This is a genomic window from Aeromonas sp. 601027, from assembly GCF_049174455.1.
GTDB classification, from domain to species: domain Bacteria; phylum Pseudomonadota; class Gammaproteobacteria; order Enterobacterales; family Aeromonadaceae; genus Aeromonas; species Aeromonas veronii_A.
In genome coordinates, this window is the sequence record NZ_JAAKTN010000004.1 from 177981 (window position 1) to 201289 (window position 23309).

At 58.6% G+C, this 23309-nt stretch carries 26 protein-coding genes; 21 read left to right on the plus strand and 5 right to left on the minus strand.

Features of this window, described 5'->3' with window-relative positions; all coding sequences use genetic code 11:
- The first annotated feature begins 189 nt into the window (after positions 1-189).
- From hemC to G5193_RS07490, 4 genes are read left to right on the plus strand one after another with little or no spacing between them, the layout of a single operon-like run.
- On the plus strand, positions 190-1119 hold the full coding sequence (gene hemC, locus G5193_RS07475; protein ID WP_216980241.1) for a hydroxymethylbilane synthase: 930 nt from the start codon (positions 190-192) through the stop codon (positions 1117-1119).
- Entirely contained in the window at positions 1116-1850 is a 735-nt protein-coding gene (locus tag G5193_RS07480) for a uroporphyrinogen-III synthase (RefSeq protein ID WP_421205640.1), read from the plus strand. The genes hemC and G5193_RS07480 overlap by 4 nt, the downstream gene beginning before the upstream one ends.
- Positions 1847-2896 (plus strand): uroporphyrinogen-III C-methyltransferase, encoded by a 1050-nt coding sequence (locus tag G5193_RS07485; RefSeq protein ID WP_005336380.1) that lies wholly within the window; start codon positions 1847-1849, stop codon positions 2894-2896. Before G5193_RS07480 ends, G5193_RS07485 begins: the two co-directional genes overlap by 4 nt.
- Positions 2897-2906: 10 nt before the next feature.
- On the plus strand, positions 2907-4070 hold the full coding sequence (locus tag G5193_RS07490; protein ID WP_337073091.1) for a heme biosynthesis HemY N-terminal domain-containing protein: 1164 nt from the start codon (positions 2907-2909) through the stop codon (positions 4068-4070).
- A 69-nt stretch (positions 4071-4139) separates the two neighbouring features.
- Here the strand turns inward: G5193_RS07490 and G5193_RS07495 are convergent, their stop codons facing one another.
- The gene (locus tag G5193_RS07495; protein WP_421205642.1) at positions 4140-4391 is read right to left on the minus strand and encodes a YkgJ family cysteine cluster protein; all 252 of its coding nucleotides are present in this window, start codon (positions 4389-4391) and stop codon (positions 4140-4142) included.
- Positions 4392-4544: 153 nt separating this feature from the next.
- Positions 4545-5555 (minus strand): class II fructose-bisphosphatase, encoded by a 1011-nt coding sequence (glpX, locus tag G5193_RS07500; protein WP_005342808.1) that lies wholly within the window; start codon positions 5553-5555, stop codon positions 4545-4547.
- 218 nt (positions 5556-5773) lie between these two features.
- Between glpX and G5193_RS07505 the strand changes: the two genes are divergently transcribed.
- The 8 genes from G5193_RS07505 (at position 5774) to G5193_RS07540 (ending at position 16146) form a co-directional block, all read left to right on the plus strand.
- Complete coding sequence (locus G5193_RS07505; RefSeq protein WP_216952723.1) at positions 5774-6835, plus strand: porin; 1062 nt, start codon at positions 5774-5776, stop codon at positions 6833-6835.
- Positions 6836-6954: 119 nt separating this feature from the next.
- A complete protein-coding gene (locus tag G5193_RS07510) occupies positions 6955-7875 on the plus strand; it encodes an ABC transporter substrate-binding protein (RefSeq protein WP_266134540.1) in 921 nt (306 codons plus the stop codon).
- Positions 7876-7908: 33 nt separating this feature from the next.
- Entirely contained in the window at positions 7909-8787 is an 879-nt protein-coding gene (locus G5193_RS07515; RefSeq protein WP_421205644.1) for an EamA family transporter, read from the plus strand.
- Between the two features lie 435 nt (positions 8788-9222).
- A complete protein-coding gene (yjeM, locus tag G5193_RS07520) occupies positions 9223-10689 on the plus strand; it encodes a glutamate/gamma-aminobutyrate family transporter YjeM (protein ID WP_421205646.1) in 1467 nt (488 codons plus the stop codon).
- A gap of 261 nt (positions 10690-10950) precedes the next feature.
- Complete coding sequence (pbpG, locus tag G5193_RS07525; RefSeq protein WP_005336410.1) at positions 10951-11862, plus strand: D-alanyl-D-alanine endopeptidase; 912 nt, start codon at positions 10951-10953, stop codon at positions 11860-11862.
- 222 nt (positions 11863-12084) lie between these two features.
- Positions 12085-13122, plus strand: coding sequence for an acyltransferase (locus G5193_RS07530; RefSeq protein WP_266134537.1), 1038 nt, complete (start codon positions 12085-12087; stop codon positions 13120-13122).
- 293 nt (positions 13123-13415) lie between these two features.
- A complete protein-coding gene (locus G5193_RS07535) occupies positions 13416-15458 on the plus strand; it encodes a TonB-dependent receptor (protein ID WP_266134536.1) in 2043 nt (680 codons plus the stop codon).
- A 64-nt stretch (positions 15459-15522) separates the two neighbouring features.
- Positions 15523-16146 (plus strand): PepSY-associated TM helix domain-containing protein, encoded by a 624-nt coding sequence (locus G5193_RS07540; protein ID WP_421205648.1) that lies wholly within the window; start codon positions 15523-15525, stop codon positions 16144-16146.
- Positions 16147-16505: 359 nt separating this feature from the next.
- Here the strand turns inward: G5193_RS07540 and G5193_RS07545 are convergent, their stop codons facing one another.
- Genes G5193_RS07545 through G5193_RS07555 form a run of 3 tightly spaced genes read right to left on the minus strand, consistent with a single transcriptional unit; the run spans position 16506 to position 20298 of the window.
- A complete protein-coding gene (locus tag G5193_RS07545) occupies positions 16506-17558 on the minus strand; it encodes a site-specific integrase (protein ID WP_421205650.1) in 1053 nt (350 codons plus the stop codon).
- The gene (locus G5193_RS07550) at positions 17555-19609 is read right to left on the minus strand and encodes an RNA-binding domain-containing protein (RefSeq protein WP_421205652.1); all 2055 of its coding nucleotides are present in this window, start codon (positions 19607-19609) and stop codon (positions 17555-17557) included. Before G5193_RS07550 ends, G5193_RS07545 begins: the two co-directional genes overlap by 4 nt.
- A 38-nt stretch (positions 19610-19647) precedes the next feature.
- Positions 19648-20298 carry a LexA family protein gene (locus tag G5193_RS07555; protein WP_108611878.1) on the minus strand — a complete coding sequence of 217 codons (651 nt, stop codon included), beginning with the start codon at positions 20296-20298 and terminating at the stop codon, positions 19648-19650.
- Positions 20299-20416: 118 nt separating this feature from the next.
- Between G5193_RS07555 and G5193_RS07560 the strand changes: the two genes are divergently transcribed.
- The 9 genes from G5193_RS07560 to G5193_RS07600 all read left to right on the plus strand — a co-directional run bounded on the left by G5193_RS07560 (position 20417) and on the right by G5193_RS07600 (position 23308).
- Entirely contained in the window at positions 20417-20602 is a 186-nt protein-coding gene (locus tag G5193_RS07560; protein WP_108611898.1) for a Cro/CI family transcriptional regulator, read from the plus strand.
- An 11-nt stretch (positions 20603-20613) separates the two neighbouring features.
- A complete protein-coding gene (locus G5193_RS07565) occupies positions 20614-20901 on the plus strand; it encodes a hypothetical protein (RefSeq protein WP_108611877.1) in 288 nt (95 codons plus the stop codon).
- 27 nt (positions 20902-20928) lie between these two features.
- Positions 20929-21438: a phage regulatory CII family protein gene (locus G5193_RS07570; protein WP_216947498.1), complete on the plus strand. Its 510-nt coding sequence runs from the start codon at positions 20929-20931 to the stop codon at positions 21436-21438.
- Between the two features lie 11 nt (positions 21439-21449).
- On the plus strand, positions 21450-21908 hold the full coding sequence (locus G5193_RS07575; RefSeq protein ID WP_021229414.1) for a hypothetical protein: 459 nt from the start codon (positions 21450-21452) through the stop codon (positions 21906-21908).
- Between the two features lie 66 nt (positions 21909-21974).
- Positions 21975-22163 carry a hypothetical protein gene (locus tag G5193_RS07580; protein ID WP_041204794.1) on the plus strand — a complete coding sequence of 63 codons (189 nt, stop codon included), beginning with the start codon at positions 21975-21977 and terminating at the stop codon, positions 22161-22163.
- A gap of 2 nt (positions 22164-22165) precedes the next feature.
- Positions 22166-22426: a helix-turn-helix domain-containing protein gene (locus tag G5193_RS07585; protein ID WP_024943315.1), complete on the plus strand. Its 261-nt coding sequence runs from the start codon at positions 22166-22168 to the stop codon at positions 22424-22426.
- Positions 22423-22620, plus strand: a complete 198-nt coding sequence (locus G5193_RS07590) for a hypothetical protein (RefSeq protein WP_245094326.1) — start codon at positions 22423-22425, stop codon at positions 22618-22620. The genes G5193_RS07585 and G5193_RS07590 overlap by 4 nt, the downstream gene beginning before the upstream one ends.
- Positions 22617-23066 carry a hypothetical protein gene (locus G5193_RS07595; RefSeq protein ID WP_245094329.1) on the plus strand — a complete coding sequence of 150 codons (450 nt, stop codon included), beginning with the start codon at positions 22617-22619 and terminating at the stop codon, positions 23064-23066. The genes G5193_RS07590 and G5193_RS07595 overlap by 4 nt, the downstream gene beginning before the upstream one ends.
- Entirely contained in the window at positions 23063-23308 is a 246-nt protein-coding gene (locus tag G5193_RS07600) for a hypothetical protein (protein ID WP_421205657.1), read from the plus strand. The genes G5193_RS07595 and G5193_RS07600 overlap by 4 nt, the downstream gene beginning before the upstream one ends.
- Position 23309: the final 1 nt, after the last annotated feature.

Consider the following 23309-nt stretch of genomic DNA (forward strand, 5'->3'; position numbering starts at 1 on the left):
ACATCAAGTATCAGGGGAAATCATTAAATTCCAATGCATTCAATGAATTAATCAAGGCCGCTTGCTTAATGAAAATCATTTTCAGCATGCATTTTTGAGCTTGGCCCCGCTTTTGCCGGCTCCGCCATGAAAGCCCGGGCAAAGGGTGGTAATATCGATTTCCTTCTAAAAATGAAACAACTGATTGATATGGCAGCCCGAACCCTGAAAATTGCCACTCGCAAGAGCCCTCTGGCCCTGTGGCAGGCCAACTTTGTCAAAGACCGGCTCGAAGCCCTGCACCCGCAGTTGCAGGTCGAACTGGTGCCCATGAGCACTCAGGGTGACAAGATCCTCGATACCCCGCTGGCCAAGGTCGGTGGCAAGGGGTTGTTCGTCAAGGAGCTGGAGACCGCCATGCTGGAAGGACGGGCCGATATCGCTGTTCACTCCATGAAAGACGTGCCGGTGGAGTTCCCCGAGGGGCTCGGTCTGCACACTATCTGCGAGCGGGAAGATCCCCGCGACGCCTTTGTCTCCAACCGCTTCAAAACCATTGCCGAACTGCCGCAAGGGGCCGTGGTCGGCACCTCGAGCCTGCGCCGCCAGTGCCAGCTGCGCGCCGCCCGCCCGGATCTGGTGATCCGCGACCTGCGCGGCAACGTCAACACTCGCCTCGCCAAGCTGGATGCCGGTGAGTACGACGCCATCATCCTCGCCGCCGCCGGTCTGAAACGACTGGAGATGGCGCATCGCATCACCGCTTTTATCGAGCCGGAACAGAGCCTGCCCGCCAACGGTCAAGGCGCCGTCGGCATCGAATGCCGCCTCGACGATACTGAGCTGCACGCTCTGCTGGCGCCGCTGGAGCACGCCGAGACCCGCGCCAGGGTGCTGACCGAGCGCGCCATGAACCGCGCTCTGCAAGGGGGATGTCAGGTCCCCATCGGTGCTTACGCACTAGTCGAAGGCGAGCAGATCTGGCTGCGCGGTCTGGTGGGCAGTCCCGATGGCAACCAGGTGATCCGTGACGAGATCCGCGGTCCGCTGGCCGATGGTGAGGCCCTCGGCGAACAACTGGCCCAGCGCCTGCTGGCCGCCGGTGCCGACGAGATCCTCGCCGAGGTCTACCGCGCATGACCCCGCTGGTGGTGCGTCCGGCCATTCAGGCCGCCGAGCTGGTGCAGTTGCTGCGCCAGCACGGCCATGCACCACTCTGCTGCCCGCTGCTGGAAACCGTGGCGGGCAGTGAACTCCCTCTCCTGCCCGACCTGCTGCGCAGTGCCGACGTGGTTATCGCCGTCAGCATCCATGCCGTTCATTTTGCACACGATTTTCTGTTGCAAACTGGTCAGACCTGGCCACATATTGAGTACTTTGCGGTGGGTCAGGCCAGCGCAGATGCGTTTGCCACCATCGGCATCACGGCAAGCTGCCCGGATGACCCGCGCAGCGAAGGGCTGCTGGCCCTGCCCGCCCTGCAGCAGGTAGCAGGCAAACGGGTACTGATCCTGCGCGGTAATGGCGGGCGGGATCTCATCGCCAGCACGCTGGCCTCACGCGGTGCTCTGGTGCACTATTGTGCGGCCTATGAACGCCACTACCCCGAGCTAGACGGGGACAGATTGACCCACCACTGGCAGGCAGCGGGGCTGGACAGCCTGCTTATTACCAGTGGTGAACTGCTGCAACGGCTGCTGGAGCTGGTTCCCGACCACCAGCGGCCCTGGCTTTTTGACCGCCTGCTGGTGGTCCCCAGCCCGCGCGTGGCCGAGATGGCCAGTGCTGCGGGCTTTATCCATATCACGATTGCCCAAGGTGCATCCAACCAGGCCCTGACGGCCGCACTGGAACTGAGGAAGATGGAATGACAGAACAACAAGAATCCCAGGTCAAACCCCAGCCGACCGCTGCGGTCAATGGCAGCAAGAGCCGCTCCGGTGCCGTACTGGGAGGGGTCGCCATCCTGCTGGCCCTTGGCCTGACCGGCGGTCTCTATCTGCACGGTCACAAGAATGCCGTGGCCCAGCAAGCCGAACTGGCCCAGCTCAAGCAGCAGCTGGCGAGCGCCCTGAGCAAGATCGACCAGACCAGCAGCAAGGATGCCGAGCAGCTGGCCGCGCTGGATCAAACCCAGCAGCGGCTGCAAGGGGAGATGCAGGGTCTGCAGAACCGGGTACTGGATCTCAACGATAAACGCCCCAACGACTGGATGCTGGCCGAATCCGAGTATCTGGTTCGGATGGCGGGTCGCAAACTGTGGCTGGAGCATGACCTCGTCTCCGCCATCACATTGCTCGGCAATGCCGACGAGCGGATCGCCGCCCTCAACGACCCCAGCCTGATGCCGATCCGCAAGGCGCTGGCCGAGGATATCGCCAAGCTCAAGGGGATGCCGCGCATCGACCGCGAGGGACTGACCCTCAAGCTGGCGGCACTGTCCGACCAGATCGAGCTGCTGCCCCTCTCCACCGTCAGCATGCCGGAAGCCAAGGCCGAGCCGGATCAAGCGGTCAGCACCAATCCAGATGAGTGGGAGAGCAATCTGAAGAAGAACTGGGTCAAGTTCACCGAGAACTTCGTCACCATCCGTCGCCGCGATGGCGCGGTCGAGGCGCTGCTCTCGCCGCAGCAGGAGATCTTCCTGCGTGAAAACCTCAAAACCAAGCTGTTGCAGGCCCAGCTCTCCGTCTATCGCGAGCAGCAGGCGCTCTACGAAGACAGCTTGGACAAGGCCCAGCGCTGGCTGACCCAATATTTCGACACCGACAACAGCGCCACCCGCTACATGCAGGGCGAGATCGACAAGCTAAAGGGTGAGCAGATCCAGATCGACTATCCGGCCCAGTTCAAGACCCAGGCCATGCTGGAGCAGGTGCTGACCGAACGCCTGCAACGCATTCTGGCCAGCAGCTGAGGAGGGCACCATGATCCGTATAATCATTCTGGTTGCCGTGATGGTCGCAGGGCTGATCTTTGGCCCGCAAGCCTCCGGTAACAAGGGCTATGTGCTGATTGCCCTGGGCAATTACACCATCGAATCTTCCGTCACCAGCGCGGTGATCCTGGCCGTGCTGTTCTACGGCGCCCTGCTGATCGTCGAGTGGCTGCTGGGTCGGGTATTCGGCCTGCGCCGCAAGACCCTCGGCTGGTACGGCTCGCGCCGCCGCCGCAAGGCCAATCAACAGACCGTCGCCGCCACCCTGGCGATGGCCGAAGGGCACTACAGTCAGGCTGAAAAGCTGATGATCAAGGGGGCCAGCAACAGCGACACCCCGCTGCTCAACTACCTGAGCGCCGCCAAGGCGGCACAGGCCCGTGGTGACGACGCACGCCGGGATCAATACCTGCAAAAAGCGCAGGAGGAGAATCCCAAGGCCGAGCTGGCGCTCACCCTGACCCAGACCCAGCTGCAGATCGAGCAGGGCCAGTACGACACGGCGCTGGCGATGCTGGAGTCGGTCTACGCCCTCAACCCGCGCCACCCCATGGTGCTGGATCAGCTGCGCCAGGTGCATCTGGCCCGTCAGGACTGGAGCGCTCTGTGCGACCTGATCCCGGCACTGCACAAGGTAGGCAAGCTGACCCCGAAACAGGAAGAAGAGCTGCTGCAACAGGCCTGGTGTGGTCGCCTGCAACAGGCTGCCAGCAGCCTCGAAACCCTCAAGGCGGTGTGGCAGGATCTGCCGCGCAAGCTGCGCCTTGAGCCAGAGCTGCTGGCCTGCTACGGCGATCTGCTGCGCCAGCTGGGCGCCGACGGCGAGGCCGCCACCCTGTGGCAGGAGGCGCTGCGCAAACAGCCGATGCCGCAGCTGCTGGCTCGCCTACCCAAGCTGAAACTCGACAGCTATCAGCCGCTCTTGGCGCTGCTGCAAAAACAGCAGGGGCAGCCGGAGGTGGACACCGCACTGGCCCAGCTTTATCTGCTGGCAGGTCAACTGGACGATGCCCAGAAGCTGCTGGAGCAGGAGGTGGAGCGGGCGCCGAGCGCCGCCGCCTACCACGCCCTCGGTCAGGTGATGGACAAGCGTCGCCTTACCAACAAGGCCAACGAGTACTACCGTCAGGCGCTGGAGCTGGCGGGGATCTGATCCCCGGCGAACAGAAACGTGAGAGGCCGCATGATGCGGCCTCTTTTTTATCTCTTCGCCCTGCCCTCGTCAGGTGGTGAGCCGTTCCAGCTCGCCGATCAGCCAGATAGCCTCGGCGCGATGGCTGCCGCACACATCCATCATGGGGCGAAAACCGCCGCACACCGCCGGCCGCTCCGGTTGACCGAAGATCTTGCAGCCAAGGCGCGCATCAAGCTGGATGCAGGGGACACCAGCCGGTTTGCCATCGGGCATGCCGGGGATGGCACTGCTGATACTGGGAGCGATGCAACAGGCACCGCAACTGGAACGACACTCCATACAACCCACTCCTGTCACAGGATCAACCTGCACTGTCGGACTCTCTGCCACCATAGCCCAGGCAAGCCCACAAACGTAGAGGGAAGGCAGCAAAAAGCCCGACCGCGAGGCGATCGGGCTTGATTCACTACCGCATGGCGGGCAGAGCCATCATCACAGGATGATGTCGCGAACCACGCTGTCTTTGCGCTCCAGATAATGGATCGACTTGATACGGCGGATGGTACGGGATTTACCACGGATCAGCAGAGTCTCAGTGGTCGCCATCACGCCATCGCTGGTGATGCCATCCAGCAGGTCACCCTTGGTGATGCCGGTGGCGGAGAAGATGACGTTGTCATTCTTCGCCATGTCTTCCAGCTTGAGCACCTTGTTGACGTCGATGCCGAGTGCTTCGCAGCGGGCAATTTCCTGCTCGCCCAGCTCACGCACTTCCGGGCTGTCACCCTTGACGCGGTGGCGCGGCACCAGACGAGCTTGCATGTCGCCATCCAGCGCGCGGATCACCGCAGCGGAGATCACCCCTTCCGGAGCGCCGCCGATGCCATACAGCATGTCGACTTCGCTGTCCGGTAGACAGGTGAGGATGGAGGCGGCAACGTCACCATCAGGAATGGCGAACACCCGCACGCCCAGACCCTGCATCTCCTTGATTGCCTTGTCATGACGCGGCTTGGCCAGGGTAATGACGGTCAGGCGGGAGAGCGGCTTGCCCAGCGCCTTGGCCACAGACTTCAGGTTGAGCTCGAGAGCCTGATCCAGGTCGATGGCCCCTTTGGCTTTGGGACCGACGATCAGCTTTTCCATGTACATGTCAGGCGCTTTCAGGAAGGAGCCCTTGTCGCCCACCGCCAGCACGGCCAGCGCATTGGCCTGGCCCATGGCGGTCATGCGGGTACCCTCGATGGGATCGACCGCGATATCGACGCCGTCTCCGTGTCCGGTACCGACCTTCTCGCCGATATAAAGCATCGGCGCTTCATCAATTTCACCTTCGCCGATCACAATCTCACCATCGATCTCGATCTGGTTGAGAATGTGACGCATGGCAGCCACGGCTGCCCCGTCGGCGATATTCTTGTCACCACGTCCGAGCCACTTGTAGCCAGCCAGTGCTGCCGCTTCCGTCACTCGGGAAAACTCGATTGCCAGTTCACGTCTCATCGCATATCCAACCTATGGAGCTCGAAAACGGGCGGCATTCTACCACAAGGGCAAACCTTTGCGCACAAAAGTAGCTGCCAGGGGCATAAATGTAGCCAATTCATCCAATTGCAACCCAATTGCCATCGACTCTTCATCCAGTTGTCACCCCGCTGTCATGCCTCCTCCCTAGGATGGCCCCGTCTTCAAAACAAAAGCTTGCAACACAAGGGATTAAGATGAAAAAGCTGACTGTAGTGGCACTGGCTCTGACTGCCGCCTTCCAGGCACAAGCCGTTGAAGTATATAAAAATGATACCGCCATGCTGGACCTGTATGGACGCATCTACGCCGGTCAATTCTTCGGCGACAAGAAAGAAAACGTCGATACCGCCAACCCGAATGGCACCAAGGATTACAGCGCCAAGCAAGGGGCCAACCAGTTTGTCCGCTTCGGTGCCAAGGCCGAGACCCAGATCCAGAGCGGTCTGAAGGCGCTGGCCCAGTACGAAGTGCAGATGTACATCAACGACAGCGAGAAGACCATCAGCGAGAGCTCCGACAACCTGCGTACCCGTCTGGCCTTTGCCGGTGTGGGCGCTGACTGGGGTACAGTGACCTTCGGCCGCCAGAAAGGTGCCCCGGGTTTCCTGGCGGACTGGACTGATGTCTCCCTCTCCGACGGCTACGGTAACGAAGCGCTGGGTGCAAAAACCGACACCTTCGCCACCAACCGCGCCGGTTCCGTACTGAAATACTCCGGCCTGTTCAATGGCTTCCAGCTCGACACCAGCTACAAGTTCGACGGTGGTGACACCGAAGAGACTACCAGCAAGGATAGCGACGCGGCCTACGGAGCAGCCGTGGCCTATACCTTCCCTTTCAACCTGTCGCTGGGTACCGCCTATAACGTCGGCCTGCGCGACAAGAGCGGTGAAGAAGATGCAAAACTGTGGCTGATCTCCGCCAAGTTTGACAACAAGGCCGCCTACGCCGCCCTGAGTTATGCCGATGGCAGCGACTTCCTGGCGACCGGCACCGATCACACCGGTTGGGAAGCCGCGCTGGGCTACAACTTCGAGAATGGCTTCGGTCTGATGGCGCTGTGGAACAAACAGGAGCAGGACAAGGCTGGCACCAAGAAAGACAATGTGGATTACTACACCCTGGGAGCCCAGTACAAGTTCAACAAGAACCTGCGGGTGATTGGCGAGTACCGCATCAACAATCTGGACAGCGTTGCCGGCAAAGCGACCGCCAACAAGGATGACTTCCAGCTGGCTGCTCGCTACGACTTCTAATCGAGGTTTTCTGATACCCAAAGCGCGATGGCTTGCCATCGCGCTTTTTCGTCGCTGTTGCTCAGAAAACCACAAACTGGCCTAGGCTCAAGAGTAGATGTATCGCCGGAGAGATGATCATGGTCAGGCTGCTTTTCGTCCTGCTCTTGCTGCTGGCTCTTCCCGCTCACGCCCTCAATATCGCCATGGTACTGTGGCGTGGCGAAACCGCCGCCGAGGCGGGCTTTCGGGCCGAACTGACCCGACTTGGCTATCAGACCACCATCACCGTCTACAATGCCAATCAGGATCGCACGGCGCTGGCGACCATGCTACGTCAGCAGATGCTGCCGAAACTGGCCGAATACGACTACATCTACACCTTCGGTACCACAGCCACCACCATGACAAAGAGTTTGGTCGCCAATCGCAAGCCCATGATATTCAATGTGGTTTCAGATCCTGTCGGGGCAGGTTTTCTCTCTGAGGACAAGGCTCAGAACAGCATGGTCGCCGGGGTAAGCAATATGGTGCCGATGGCGCTGCAACTGGCCAATGCCAGCAAGTACCTCCCATCGGATAAGCGGCTGCTGCTACCCTTCAACCCGCGGGAGCAAAACACCCTGCTGGTGGCCGACATGCTGATCAACGCGGCCAAAGGTTACCAATGGCAAGTCGCAACCTGGCGTATAGCACCGGATCCAAAGCGACTGGAGAACGAGTTGAAGCGGCTGCAACAGGATGCCAAAAACGACATCGTCTTTCTGGCCGCAGACAGCTATCTGCTCTCCATCGCCCCCCGTTTGCTGAATGCACTCAACGCAGCTGCCATCCCTACCATCTGCAGTGCAGAGCTGTTCGTCGAGCACGGCTGCAGCGTGGGCACCATCAGCAGCTACGAGGCGCTGGGCAAGATGGCCGCAGTAATCATCCATCGCCACCAGCAGGGAACGCAGTTGCAGGATATTCCGCTGCAGACAGATCCCCACCCCAAACTGGTGCTGGGGCAACTGGGCAGCACCACCAAGCAGGAGAAGAACCCCGAGAAACCGAAGCTTTGATAAAGATCTCGGCCAATCAGGCTCCAGGCGGGTATGCTGTTGGCCCCCATCGCCCGAGAGCCTTTTCCCATGAGCACCACCGTCTTTTTTGCCGTTCTGCTGGCAGCCCTGCTTCACGCCAGCTGGAATGCGCTGGTCAAAATTGGCGAAGAGCGGCTGGTGGGGGTGTCACTGGTGGCGATCTTTTCAGGGCTTATCGCCGCCGTGGCGCTGCTGCCCATGGGGCTTCCCTCTGCTGCCGAGCTGCCCTGGCTCGGCCTCTCAGTCCTGCTCCATATCGGTTACTGCCTGTTTCTCAGCCATGCCTACAATCAGGGCGATTTTGGCCAGATCTATCCGCTGGCCCGTGGCAGTGCCCCGCTGCTCGCCATGGCGTTAAGTGCCATATTGCTGGGGGACTACCCCGGTTACGGCGGCATCATCGGCGCCTGCGTGCTGATCATGGGGGTCTTGTTGATGGCCTGGCGAGGTGGGCAGCAGCGCCTTGACAGCAAAGCGGTTCGGGCAGCACTGATCACGGCCATGTTCACGGCGACCTATACCCTCTCGGATGGAGCCGGCGCCCGCGCAGGGGGTGAACCGGTACGCTACACCCTCTGGCTCTTTGCCTGCACCGGGCTGGCGATGCTGCTGGTGCTGATCGTCCACCAGAAACGCAACGCATGGCGCCAGATCCGTCGCCATGCGATGGCGGGAATGGCAGGAGGTGCCATGTCACTGCTCGCCTACGGGATTGTTATCTGGGCCATGACCCAAGCACCCATTGGCGTGGTCGCGGCTCTGCGCGAAAGCAGTGTGCTGTTTGCCATGCTGCTCTCGGTCTGGCTGCTGAAAGAGCCGCTCGGGCGCATGCGGCTGACGGCGGCGGCCATTATTACCGGCGGCGTGCTGCTGACCCGGCTGGGAGGATAAACGCTGTCGCCATTGGGGCGGATTTATCAGGCAGGATGGCGCAATTCACTCCGCCAAATATGCCGAATACCAATAATGGAAATAAGTGTCGGCCTGGGCGTAAATGTTTACATCCGCAACGTATCAATTAACTGGCAGGTCTGTTTATTTCAACCACAGCTTCATTCGGGAAACTTACCTGCCCAGCAGCATTAATGATAAAATCGTTCACAGTTAATTTTCGGCAACGCTGACCAATACCGCGCATGGCACAGACCATGCAGCTCCGCCCATACATTCATTGACCGCCTGACGGGTAAGCCAGCCCGGTCAGAGATGACCCGATCGCGCCCGCCACAGCAAGATGGCATGGCGCTACCGCGTTATTAATGGGTCTGGTTTCGTCCGTTTAATTTTTGATTATTTTAAATCCAGCACCATCAGGGAGTTTTTAATATGTCAGCAAAAAAGCTGAAATTGGGCGCCTTTATATTGATGATATTAACATCGGTATTTGGCGTCACTAATATCGGGATCGGTTTTTACCGAATGGGATATGCCGCCATTCCGATGTTCGTGATCGGCGGTCTGTTCTTCTTCATCCCGTTCATTTTGATGATGATCGAATTCGGCACCGGCTTTCGCAAAGAGGCAGGCGGCATCTTTACCTGGATGCGCCACTCGGTCTCGACCCGATTCGCCTTTATCGGTCTGACCATGTGGTTCGCCTCCTACGTCATCTGGATGTTTGGCAAGGCGCTCTCCATGTGGGTGCCCCTCTCCTTCATGCTGTTTGGCCGCGACATCACCGTCATCCCGGTCACCCTGGGCACCGGCATCGACTTTGGCCCCTTTATTCTGGGCGTAGTCGCCATCGCACTGGTTGCCACCGTCACCAAGCTCATCACCCTGGGCAGCGCCCGCTTCGCCAAAGTGGCGGCTATCGGCGGTCTCTCCGTGGTGGCACTCAACGTGTTGCTGCTGGTCGGTGGCGTCTTCACCTTCGCGGTGAGCGGCATGACTCTGCAGGAGCCCTTCACCCAGGCATCGCTGACGGCGTCTCCCAATGCCGCGTTCAACGACATCATCCCCTTCCTCGGCTTTATGGTGTTCGCCATCTTCGCCTACGGCGGGGTCGAGGCGATGGCCGGGGTGGCTGACGAGCTGGAAGATCCCGAGCGTGACCTCAAGCGCGGCATCTTCCTCTCCGGCGCCTTCATCGTACTCTGCTACATCATCGGCTTTCTGGCGGTCGGCTCAATCATGCGCTGGAGCGACTTCCCGGCCGAGGGGATCACCTCTCTCTCCGCCCTCTTCATCATCATGTTGGAGCTGGGGCGCCATCTCGGTGGCGAGTGGCTGGGACAGGTGTTCATGCGCTTTGCTGGCCTTGGCATGTTCCTGAGCTATCTGGGCGCCTTTATCGCCCTCTCCTACGCGCCACTGCGCCAGTTCATCACCGGCACCCCGAGCTACTTCTGGCCGGAGCGTTTCCAGCGCGAGAACGAGAATGGCGTGCGCATTGAAGCCCTCAAGGTGCAAGCCTGGGTGGTCTGTCTGTTCATTGCCGCCAAGTCCATCTTTACCCTGATCAACCCGGAAGGGGCCGCCGCCCTCTACGAGCTGATCATCACCATGACCAACGTCGGCATGACCCTGCCCTACATGTTCCTCATCTACGCCTGGTATCGCTATCGCAACAACCCGGTGCTAGACAAGGATCTGATCTTCTTCAAGAGCGCGGGCTCGGTACTGCTGGCCACCATCATCAGCCTGATCCTGGTCGCCTTCGGCAACGTCTTTACCGTGGTCGCCCCCTTTATCTCCGGCGATATCTCCACCGGCGTCTGGACCATCATTGGCCCGCTGCTGTTCGTGGTGATCGCCATGCGCTTCAAGATAAAGCAGGAAGATGCCCACTAAACGGTAAGCAATGCTCCATGCCAATCGGGACCGTTCTGGTCCCGATTTTTTTTAGCGCCGACTTCCGCTCGCCATCACGGCCAGCCCATAGTTTCAATGCAAAAAAAAGACTCCATGGAGACCCCTTTTACGCTCTCCTCGCCGTCAGAGCGCGCTCAACGCCGTAAATTATCAATATCAAGGTGAGAATGATTGTGAAGCGCCAGTTCACGACATATAACTTAGCGAGATATCCCTGTATTTCGTCCGGTAGAGCTGATCATGATGATGCGTTCCCTCCTTCCCCTGTTGCTTGGCGCAGTAATGCTGCCGGCCACTATGGACAGTGCCCATGCCAACCCCTTTTCCGCCAGCAGCAAGAGCAGCAGCGGCTTTCTCGAGCGACGGGATGTGCCTAACCTCAGCTCGGCTGCCTTCGTGGTGGCCAACCACAGAACCGGCGAGGTGATCTCCGAGCGCAACGGCAACCGGGTAATGCCCATCGCCTCACTCACCAAGCTGATGACGGCGCTGGTGGTGCTGGATGCCAACCTGCGCCTCAACGAAATGCTCACCGTAACCAATGCCGACATCGACCGCATCAAGGGGACCGGCTCGCGCCTGGCCATAGGTTCCAGGCTCAGTCGCGCCGAAATGCTCCATATCGCCCTGATGTCCTCTGAAAACCGCGCCGCCTCGGCACTGGCCCGCCACTATCCCGGCGGCCAGCGTGCCTTTGTCGAGGCGATGAACGCCAAAGCCCGCATGCTGGGAATGTGGAATACCCGCTACGCCGACAGCACAGGGCTCAACCCGCGCAATGTTTCCACCGCGCAGGATCTCGCCAAACTCGCCGCCGCAGCGGCCTCCTATCCGCTGATCCGCCAGTACTCCACCGACGAGCAGAGTTATGTGCGCACCAACAAGCGTCAGCTACACTACCTCAACTCCAACCGGTTGATCCGCGAAGGGCAATGGGAATTCACTCTCTCCAAGACCGGCTATATCCGCGAAGCGGGCCGCTGTCTGGTGCTGGGCACCAAGGTCAATCGTGAGCCGGTGATCATGGTGTTGCTCAATGCCGAGACCACCAACGATCGGGTCGCCGACGCCAAGCGGATCAAAACCTGGCTGGAGAGCTCGGGCAGAACCACCCTGGCCGCCAACCAGAGCAGCATGCTAACTCACCAGTAAGCTCGAGATCCCCAACCAAGCGAGGCGCCCGCCTCGCTTTTTTATCTGCATGAGCGCGCCCAAAAAACGGGAGCCCGCTCCCGTTACAGGTAACACCTTCCACCATCCCGTTACAAAATGTAACTACTCAACAGCGTGATTCACACTAATAGAATCAATTGGTTGTAACCTGGCAGCGAGAATTTTAGCGTGCCATCACAACCCCTGTAACGACGAGCCACCATGCGTATTTCCAGTATCGAGTGCGGGCGGGTGCTGGCCATTCTGGCCGTGATGACCATTCACGTCTCCCCCTTCGCCAATCCGTTCAATCCCGCCCTGTGGGAAAGCGGATCCTGGCTCTGGCTGAGCGGCACCATCAACCAGCTATGCCGCTTTGCCGTGCCGCTGTTTTTCCTCTGTGCCGGTTATTTTCTGCAGCCGAGACTGAGCCGCGAGGCGCCGCTGACCGTGGCCTGGCGCTACTGCCGCCCCTTGCTGCGACTCTGGCTGGTGTGGAGTCTGGTCTACCTGCTGGTGCCGTTCAATCCGCTTGATGCCGTGCAGCAAGGCTATCTGGCCTCCCTGCGCGGACAGTGGCAATTCCAGCTCGGCGACCCCCTCAATGGCTGGCTGGTGGGCGGCATGATCCACCTCTGGTTCCTGCCAGCCCTGGTCATGGCGGTGGCCCTGCTGGCACTCTGCTACCGGCTTGGCAGACCATCGCTCGCCCTCTGGCTGGGTCTTGGCCTTTACCTACTGGCGCTGCTGGGGGGTTCCTATGCCAAGCCGCTGCTGGGCGCCGAGTGGCCACTGCTCACCCGTAACGGCCCCTTCTTCTCCCTGCTGTTTGTGGCGCTCGGGGACCTGCTGCGCCAGCGTCAGTGGCAGCCCGATGCCCGCACCGGCTGGCAACTACTGCTGGCGGGCGTGGCGCTCTATGGCTGTGAAGCCTGGGCGCTGCAGCACTTTGCCGCAGTGCCGCTCACCCGCCACGACTTCCTGCTCGGCTCCCTTCCCTGGGCTATCGGCCTGTTTGGCCTGCTGCTGGCCAACCCCGAGTGGGGCAAGGGCAGCTGGCTTGAGCGCCAGGCCCCCAAAGTGCTCGGAATCTACTGCCTGCACATGATGCTGGTGGTCTGGCTCTTCGTGTTCGGCCCGCAGGGCGCATCTATCCTGTGGGAGATTGCCAAAGTGCCGCTGCTGCTGGGATCGTCTCTGCTGGCCTATCGCCTGATGGCGGCCCTGCCCCTCGCCCATCGACTGCTGCGTACCCACTGAACCCTCCATCCGGCCCGTCCTATCGGGCCGGATGCCTCTTCACGCTTTGTCCCTTTCTCTTCCGCTACGCCCTTTTTCCCTTGCTTCGTTCGCGCGGTTTGCTGCAATGGCTCTGCTTTTCAGCCGAGCTCCCCCGACCGCACAACCCTCCTCCAATGCCCCTATCCATTTTCACCTTGCCAGACAAATGAAAATCAATATCATTGGCATCCCGCTTTGGTGGGTCAGGCTAATTATAATTAAATCAATATGTTCGAGCCGTCAGGTCGACATCCAAAGAGTCAATATTGAATATGCAGCACCCTCACTTTCGCAGAACGCTGGTCTCGCTGGCACTGCTGGGCACCGGCTTCACTGCCCAGGCCACCGATGAAACCATGACTGTGGTTGGCAAACGCTCCCAGCATCAGGAAGTTGCCACCGCTACCCGGACCAATACGCCAGCCAAGCTGGTGCCCCAGACCATCGACAGCGTCAAGGTCAGCGAGCTGACCGCCTTCGGCCAACCGACGCTGAGTGAAGCGCTGAGCGGCATTCCCGGGGTCAACGCCAGCGGTGATACCCGCTTCGACGGGGTCAATATCCGCGGCTTCAGCGCCAGCAACGACTTCTATCTCGACGGATTCCGCGACGACATGCAGTACACCCGGGATCTCGGCAACATAGAGCGGGTGGAAGTGCTCAAGGGCCCGGCTGCCGTGCTCTACGGCCGTGGCAGCACGGGGGGCATCGTCAACCGGGTCAGCAAGAAGCCGCAAAAAGGGCAGGAGTCCAGCGTCACCGCCCGGGTCGGCAGCTTTGACAGCCAGCGGCTGGCCGCCGACCTCAATGGCGAGGCGAGTGAGCAGGTGCAACTGCGCCTCAACATGGCGCAAGAGGACAAAGATAGCTTCCGCAACGGCGTGAAGAGCAAGCGCACCCTGCTGGCCCCTTCCGCCAACTGGGAGATCAGCGACAACCTCAACTGGCTGGTGCAGTACGAGCGCAACGAACATGACCGCACCCCGGATCGCGGCATTCCCGGGGTCAATGGCCGTCCGGCCGATGTTCCGCGAGAGTATGTTTACAGCGACACCAGCCGCGACTTCATTGATGACGTGGCGCAATCCACCCGCTCCCGCCTCTCCTGGGATATCAACGATCAGTGGCAGTTGCGCCAGCAGCTCGGTTACTCCACCCTCGACAGCCAGTTTGACAACACCTATGTCACCAGCGTCAAAGGGGATAAGGTGACCCGCTCCCGCTGGCAGCAGGATCTGAAAGCGAAGAACCTGATCAGCAACACCGAGGCAGAAGGTCTGTTCCAGACCGGCCCGGTGGAACATCGCCTGCTGGTTGGCTTCGAGCAGAACTGGCAGGAGCGCACACCCAAGCTCTACCAGAACGCCACCGCCATCCCGTCTGGCAATCTCTACGATCCGGGCTCGCTGCCCACCTACAATGGCGCCATGAAGCTCTCCAGCGACGCCAAACACAAGGTGCGCGGTAATGGCCTCTATCTTCAGGATCAGCTCAGCCTGGGTGACTGGCATCTGGTGGGTGGGCTGCGCCGTGACGACTTCACCGTCACCAGTCGCCGCTACGACCTCAACAAGGAGGAGAGCGTCTCGGTCAACAGCCTGAGCCCGCGCCTCGGTCTGGTGTGGAATCCCCTCGAGGATCACGCCTTCTACACCTCCTACAGCAAGACCTTCACTCCGGTGGGCGGCGAGCTGATCGGCATCACCCCGGGTGACAAGAACAACGGGCTGGAACCCCAGCACACCCGCCTCTACGAAGGTGGCGTGAAGAGTGACTGGCTGAACGGCAAGCTGGCGACCACTCTCTCCCTCTATCGACTGGAGATGTACAACAAGCGCACCAAGGATCCGCTGGATCCCACCAAGGTGATCCTCACCGGCCTGCAGCGCACCGAGGGTGTCGAGCTGAGCGCCCGCGCCGAGCTGACCGACGAGATCTACCTGCGTGGTGGCTTCGCCATTCAGGATGCGGAGCAGGTCAAGGCGGATGCGGATCTGCAGGGCAAGCGCCCGATGAACGTCTCCCGCCAGAATGGCCAGTTCTACCTCGGCTACAAGAGTGGCGAGCAGGGCTGGTTCGGTGAAACCGGCGTAACGGCGGTGGGCGATCGCTTTGCCGACAACGCCAACACCACCACACTGCCCGGTTACGCCCGCTTCGATGCGCGCGCCGGTTATCGCTGGCAGCAGTGGGAAGCCGAGCTGAGCGCCGAGAACCTGACTGACCACGAGTACTTCGTCAGCGCCACCAGTGCCACCCAGATCATGCCGGGCACACCCCGCCAGCTGAGCCTGACCGGTACCTACCGCTTCTGATCTCAGTGACAACCACCCCGACTGGCCAGCCCCTGCTGGCCAGTTTTTTTATGAAGCAACCACGATGAAACGCAGAAGAGTTCCCCTTCACAACAACAAATGGGTACGCCGCCTCCATGCTTGGGCCGGTTTTTTTACCCTCGCCCTGATGCTGATGTACGGCATCACCGGTCTCTGGCTGCAACACCGTGCCGTGTTGCCCATTCCCGGCCCCCACACTGACAAATCGAGTGAAGAGATAGTGCTGGAGGCGCCACTCGCCAGCCCGGAGCAGCTGAAAAACCTGCTGCAACAGCGCTATCCCGATACCTTTGCCGACGGGCGAACCATGATTACCCCGGCCCAGACACTGCCCACCCCGAACGGCCAGCTCACCCTACCCGCCAAGTGGGAGATGCGCGGCGTCACCCTCAGCCAGAGCGTGGCCGCCAGCTATGTCGAGGGCACTCTGCTGGTACATACCGACCTGCAGCAAGCCAACTTTGCCGCCAGCCTCAACCGGCTGCACCGCGGTATGGGCACCGGCCTCGGCTGGCAGCTGTTTGGCGATATCGCCGCCCTGGCCCTGCTGCTGCTGGCCCTCACCAGCCTGTTTATGTGGACCAAGCTGCACGGCACACCCAGAGCCATCATAGTGCTGACGCTCGCAGGTACCCTCGGGACCCTGCTGTTTGCCCTGCTGGGATAGCGCAACCAGCATGTTTCAGCGCCGCAAGACATGAAAAAAAAGCAATAGAAACAGTCAGCTGGCGGCGATGCCGTCAGCGGCTATATCAAGAAAAGGAAATAACGGAGAGCGGGAAAAGAGAAGGGATACCAAGAGGTAACGGGAAGTACTGCCAGCTCAACAGTAACGCTCCAATGTGCAGGAACGCTAAAAAACAAAAGGCCATCATTGCTGATGGCCTTTTGTCATGAATTTGATGGTGCCCGGGGTCGGACTCGAACCGACACGGTTATTCACCGGCGGATTTTGAAACCATCGCAAGCCATTTTGAATCAATAACTTGCCGTGTTTTCGCGGGTTTGCTTAGGGATGGATAGGGCTTATTGGGTATCGCTGGTGAACGCTGCCGCCATTTTGCCGCCATTTTTCAGCGCGGTGATCGGGTTGAGTTTGACTGCATCTTCGAGGTGATCCGGGGCAAAGTGGGCATAGCGCATTGTCATCTTAATATCGGTATGCCCTAGGATCCGTTGCAACACCAGAATGTTGCCTCCCCCCATCATAAAGTGACTGGCGAAGGTATGACGCAGAACGTGGGTGCTTTGCCCTGCAGGCAATTCAATCTCGGCCCGCCGTATCGCCTTCTCGAACTCAGCGTAGCAGTCACCAAATAAGCGGCCAGTACGCTTGGGCAACAAGGCCAATAGCCAACCTGCCACCGGCACAGTGCGATTCTTCTTGCCTTTCGTTCGGGTGAAAGTAAGCCGGCCGATGCCAACCTGTGAGCGGGTAAGCTTCTCGATCTCTGACCAGCGAGCCCCGGTCGAGAGGCAGAGCATCACGATCAGCCACAAATCTTTCAGACCTGCACAAGCCGCGAGTAACCGTTCAATCTCATCCTGATTCAGGAACGCCAGTTCGGATTCTTGCACCTTGTACTGACGCAACACCTCTAGCGGGTTGCCATACGCCCACTCACCCAAGCGGCCAAGTTCATTAAACACAGCCCGCAGGTAGAGCAGTTCGCGGTTGATAGTGGTCGGGGATACCTGTTTGCGCTGACCGGGCACATACAGTTCTCCTGCCAATCTCCGTTCGCGGTAGGCCGCAAACTGTTGGGCCGTGAACTCGGTCGCCAGCGGGTTGCCCAGCGCCTCAGCCAGCCAATTCAGCTTGTCGCGACGTCGATCACCATCGGTCAGGGTTTGGCCGTGGCGACCATACCAGAGCGCCACCAAGTCACTCAGCCGCCGCTCATCCGCATGGCCTGCCTCTGGTTGTTGCCAGGGCTGGGCCTGCATGTGCTTTTCCCATGCCAAGGCTTCGCCCTTAGTGGCGAAGCGCTTGCGTTTGCGGGGACCGTTACGACCTTGGGGATAGACCTCGGCAAGCCAGAGCTTAGGCTTGCCGTCATCGAGTTTTCTAACTGTCACTTTTCATCATCACCAAGTGTATCTTCCATCTCCATAACATTATGAACTACAGTCCTATAACCCTGTTTGGGATGGTTTTTAATATGGGGAAAAGCGGTCTCTAACAAGCCATCACTGACCATTGGAGTGAGATAGTCCCTTCTAAGTGATGCTGGTTTTCTACCAAGCAATTGGCTTATTTGCTGAAGAGTCAGGAAACCAAACTGACACATATCCATAATGTACTGTCTGGTCACCTCTCGATCGGCTTGATGCTTAGGCAGTTTTTGATAGCTAAGCGAAAGATCTTCTACACGTTGCCAAAAGAACACACCAAGAGTTCTTCGAATGTTCTCTATTGCTTGGCGGTCATTGGCATTCATCGGAATATCTGAATCGTTGAAGTCATGAGCTAGTTCATGGCCAAGCTCATGACTGGACTCCTGACTGAACTCCTGACTGAGCTCCTGACTGAGCTCCTGACTGAGCTCCGGAGTGCTAAGATCGTGAAGATACTCATCTGCTATCAGTCTCTGGCCAAACTCATCATCAGGACTCATAAGATGAACATCAGACAGGCAGTAAACTTTGCTTTTATAACTGCCGGCGGCATGCAACAAGCCATGACGAACCAGCTTACTCAGCACCAACGTTACATCCCTAGGGTGAGCAGCTGTGACCTCTCTCGCTCGCTCATGATTGATCCACCCTTCAACGTCGGTGTAATACAGGATCAGTTGCTCTAAGGATGTTAACGAGGAAACATTGTTGCCAAGGCGTTCTGATAACTTAGTGATCGCGATGCTGGGTATTATGTCTGCCATATGCAGCTCAAGAAGGGTCTGCTCAGGTAGTTCCACTTCACGTAGCCTAGGTTGTGTCCAAAGGTTACTTTTCCAGCCGCTAAATATCTTCGGAATTCCAGAGCCAGCACGCTCACCAAGTCCAATCATCAAGAACATTTGATGCAATATCCGGTTGCGACAATCGCTGTGACTTCCTTGCAGTGCTAGTTCGTGCGGGATTCTCATAAGCCCAGGGTTTCGAAACCCAAACATATCCGGTCGTTTAACAATCAGCACAGATACGTTGGCGGAATAGTCAGCATGAACCAGTGAATTAACTAAAGCTTCACGTAAGGCGACATGTGCCGGGCTATCCTCCAGCCGCTGACCTTCTGTCAGAGTGAACTGCACTTTCAGATCAGCAATAAGTTTGCGGTAAACTCGTCGATAAAAATCAAAAAGGTTACCTGACCAGCTACCATCAGGGAAAATCCGGTCAACCCATCGTCTTTCAGCTTTTGCCTCTGGCCGCTCCTGATAATCAACAACATAGTGGGGGGCACCTTCCTGAATCGCCTCCCACTGACCAAACATCAGCAGACCTGCAAGAGTTATCCCCTCTTCACCAGACTCTCTATCTTTGCGCCATCCGCGCAATTTTTTAACCAGGTCGAAAGGGGAAAGGTCTAACCAAGGGTGTCCAGGCTTAGCTGCAGAGAAAAGATTGCGATATGCGCTAATACTGTCGATATCAAGATCGTCAAATGTGAACCCTTTGAGGATACGGGCATCACGCTCATCTTCAATTTGCTCTGCCACCATCCGCTTAACAGTTTCTTGGTCACACTGTCGATCACCATCGTGGAGTCGTAGATACGTCCCCGCGTACAAGTCGTTATTGATAAATACAGGCTTCTGCTTCCGCGTCGCAGCAGGGATGTTGATACGAAGGAACTGCTTGCCGTCTTGGCTCAGCGTGACGACATCGTCTTCTGACAGCAAGTTAGAACTAACCTTGGATGGATTGTTTAACTGGTTAAAAAGGTCTTGCTTCACCTTCTCAATGTTTTCTATCCCTGCAACGGAGAACTGGCCTTTGTTTTCTTTAACACCGAGCAGTACGACACCGCCCTTGGCGTTAGCCATGCCGCTGTAGGTTCGCCAAAAATCTTTAGGTAACTCCCCTTTGCCGCCGGCCCCCTGAGCCAACTTGCACTCCAGCTCACAAGTTTCAACCAAGGTCTCAAAGTCCAGTTCGCAATCAGCCTGCGGATGTTCTGTATTCATCAGTTTGGATACCTTGAAAAAAGGACGCCTTGGCGCCCTTATCGTTTTCGGAAAGTTCGATGCTCGACCATCACGCCAATGATCTCTATATGCTGCCGGTCGGAGTGCATGGTGGGGTAATCGTCATTGAGGGGAACAAGCTCGAACACCTCTTGTCCGTTCTCATCAATACCGCGGGGCCGGTACTTCTTGAAGGTGGCCTCTTCGCCGCCATTCTTGGCCACTACATAGTCACCAGGACGTGGTTGTTCATCAGGATCAATGATTACCAGATCCCCTTCATTGAAGAACGGGGTCATGGAGTTGCCACGTAGCCAAAGGCCAAATCCACAAGGACCGATATCAACGCTGGCAGACACAAATTCCACATTGCCATCGAAAGTCGTGGCCTGCTCACACATCTCCCGCCAGTTGCCAGCCTGGACATAGCTCAGGATCGGCACCCGATTCCCCTGCGGGATCACTGCCGGCTCAACGTTCGACTGTTCAGGCGACCCCTTCCCCGTAGAAAGCCAGTGCGCTGAAACTCCAAACATCTTAGCCAATGCGACTAAATAATCAGCGCTCGGCGAGACATCCCCACTTTCCCATTGAGATACCGAAGCTCGACTTGCGCCAATACGCTCACCCACTTGTTGTTGGGTAAGTCCATGCTTTTTACGAAGTTCTTTGATGCGTTCACTTTTCATAGTTGGAAACTTTAACATCGACAAGCGTTGGATTCTTTACATCTCAATGTTGACATTCCAAACAAAGGATCGTAAAAACTCCAACGTCAATGTTTGGACATCCAACGCGAGGGCATTCATGAAGAAGCAAGATGTACTTAGCCACTTCGGTGGAGTTACCAAAACGGCTAATGCCTTGGGCATTAACAGGGCCACGGTTTCTTGTTGGGGTGAAGTCATTCCCAAGGGTCGCGCCTACCAGATCGAGGTGATGACCGGCGGCAAACTGAAAGCCGACGACTCGCAACCTCGCACCGCACAATGAGGGTAGCACCAATGCCACCACGTCATATCAATCCTGCTGTTTCGCATGCTCCGCCGGCAACCGTCAGTGCGATCAATCTTGTGATCTCCCCTGACATTCCACCGCTGATGCCCATCGCCAAGTTCGCAGAGTGGATCGGTGTCTCTGTTGACACTGCTCGCCACTGGGTCAGAACCGGCCGCCTCGATGTCATGGAAAAAACCAGAGGCAACGAGCTGGTGATGGTCAAGGTGCATGTGTTCATCGCTAAGCAGATGGCCGGCTCGATGTTAGTACACAACTTCAAGCTCGCGAGTTAACCATAACCGGCCAAGGATGAGTTCACTATGTTTGACCTGAGTTCAACCAAACAACCGCACTTCGAGTCCGCCTGCTCACGCTTCGCCGCCAGCCATTCCCTTGCCGAGGTAGCACGCGCTGCAGGTATTGGCGAACAGTTACTGCGCAACAAGTTAAACCCGGCACAACCGCACCAACTCACCGCCCGGGAACTGGTGGCTATTTATCACGCCACCGAGGGGGACGAGACCCTGTTCGATGGTCTGTTGTTGGAGTGCGGCCTCACTGCAGTGGCTATCCCCAAGGCAGAGCGGGCCCCTTCCCTGCCCCACCAGGCCATCGATCTGAACGCCAAGATCGCCAGCATTGGCCAGCGGGCGCTGGAGCTGACCGACCGCGGCCGGATCACCCGCTCTGAGCGCAACACCCTGGTGAGCGTGGCCACCTCGGCCATGGGGTCACTCGCCATCCTGATCCACGACATTGAGGCCCGCTTTCAGGCGGTGCCGACCCTGGCCTGTGCGTCAGACATCCTGATGCAAACCATGACCATGTAAGGAGGGAACCCATGCAAACCCAACGCATTGACCATCAACAACGCAATCTGGCTGGCCTGACGCCAGAAGAACAGGTGGCCATGAACACCGCCGGCTGCATGTTGCTGCGCGAGATGTTCGGCAAGAAGCGCTCGAGCCTCGACACCGACTGGTTGGCTCTGAGCCAGGCCAAGAAAGCGGCCATCTGTGCCATCGCCCGCCAACCTCGGGGCGAACTGATGAGCGCCACCCTGTCGGCATTGCCGCATGCCCAGCGTGAAGCGATCCGCCTTGCCGTGATTGCACTGGAGTACCAAAGCGAATTTCGCGGTGGCTGTGACACCAAGGTATGGCATCCGGCACCGGTCACCAGATCCATCAGGGATATCGAGAGGGAGAAGAAAGAGAGAGCAGCAAAGCTGCGCATGAAACGCGCTGTGCTGGCAGCAAGCCAGATGACCGGGCAAGGCCCACGACCTATTGGGCAATAAAAAAGCCCGCATTACGGAGCGGCAACTCCAAGCGGGCCTCTATCAACAACGTATGAGGAAGTCGACATGGCAACTTTAGCGATCCCCTGCGCCCTGCGCAACCTTCGCATCCAACAACGCAAGCTGACGGGCCGCTATGGCGCCCGTCTTAGCCAACACCCGGACGGGGTTGCGCTTATGGAGCGGTCAACCGCACTGGCTTGGGCTTCTCTGTTCAGCCGCATCAACCCCTGCACCACTCAACAAGGAGCCTGACCATGAACGCACAACCAACCCAAATCAACCTGCTCAACCACCATGCCGCCAAGCGCCTGCGCCAGTTGCGGGAACAGTTGAAGCTGAGCCGCCCCAAGTTTGCCGACCAGCTCGGCATTCCGCCCACCACGCTCAAGAACTACGAGCTGGGATACCGCGAGATCGGGGGCGGTCTGTTCTTGCTGATCGCCAACCACCCGGAGCTGAAACGCCATGTCGATTGGCTGCTGACCGGTATCGCCACGCCGGAGGTGCAGGCATGAGCAAAATCTTCCATCCCATATCCGAGCAGGAGGCGCTGGCCGAGTTGCCGCGCCTGCGCCAGCGGCTCACCGCCAAAGCCCGTCATTCCTCATGCCTCAGAGGAACTGAGGGTAAAACCTTGTTAGCCCAGGCCAAGCGTGCCCTGCGCTGGCACCAGCTGTTTGTCAGCATCAACCGGAGGGCCTGCCAATGAGCGACATCATCAAGATTGCCCGCCAGGCACCCAAGGTGGTCGAAGGGCTGCTGGCCGATATGTTCGCGGCCAATGCCGAAGACAACCGCATCGCCCTGGGCGGGGTTTACTCCGGCCAGCAGTACATCCAGCTACAGCTGGTTGCGACCAGCAACCCGGCTGATCTGCTCGATGATGACGGCGATGAAGACGATGAAGAGGCGGCACTACTCCCCGCTCACAACCAGCTGACCACCCACTGGCTGGCAGCCCGCGCCGAGTTTATCGCCGCCGGTGGTGAGGCCAGAGGCGATCGGGATATCCCCCGAGAGCTGCTGGCACTCGGTGCGGTGCGCTCTGTCTATTGGCTGGCACTGGGTCAGGGCGAAACCGCGCTGGCCAAAGAGATCGGCGAGTGGTGGCAGGAGTGCGCGCCACTGCATGGGCAAGGTGAGGTGATCAAGTGACCCATCACCTGCAGCAGGAACTGACCAACCAGATGTATCGCTGGCAAGAGACCTATCGGGAGGACGCAGCGCGGCTGCGTCTTTATCAACGGGAGCTGGCCCATGCGCGCCGGCTACCTGCACGCCCCCGCGTCAGCATCAAGCTGTTGCTGCGCCAGTGTGCGGCCGCCCGTCGAATGAAAACCCATGCTCAGCAGCGCATCAGTGGATGCCTGTTTCGCATCAAGACGTTATCCGCTTAAC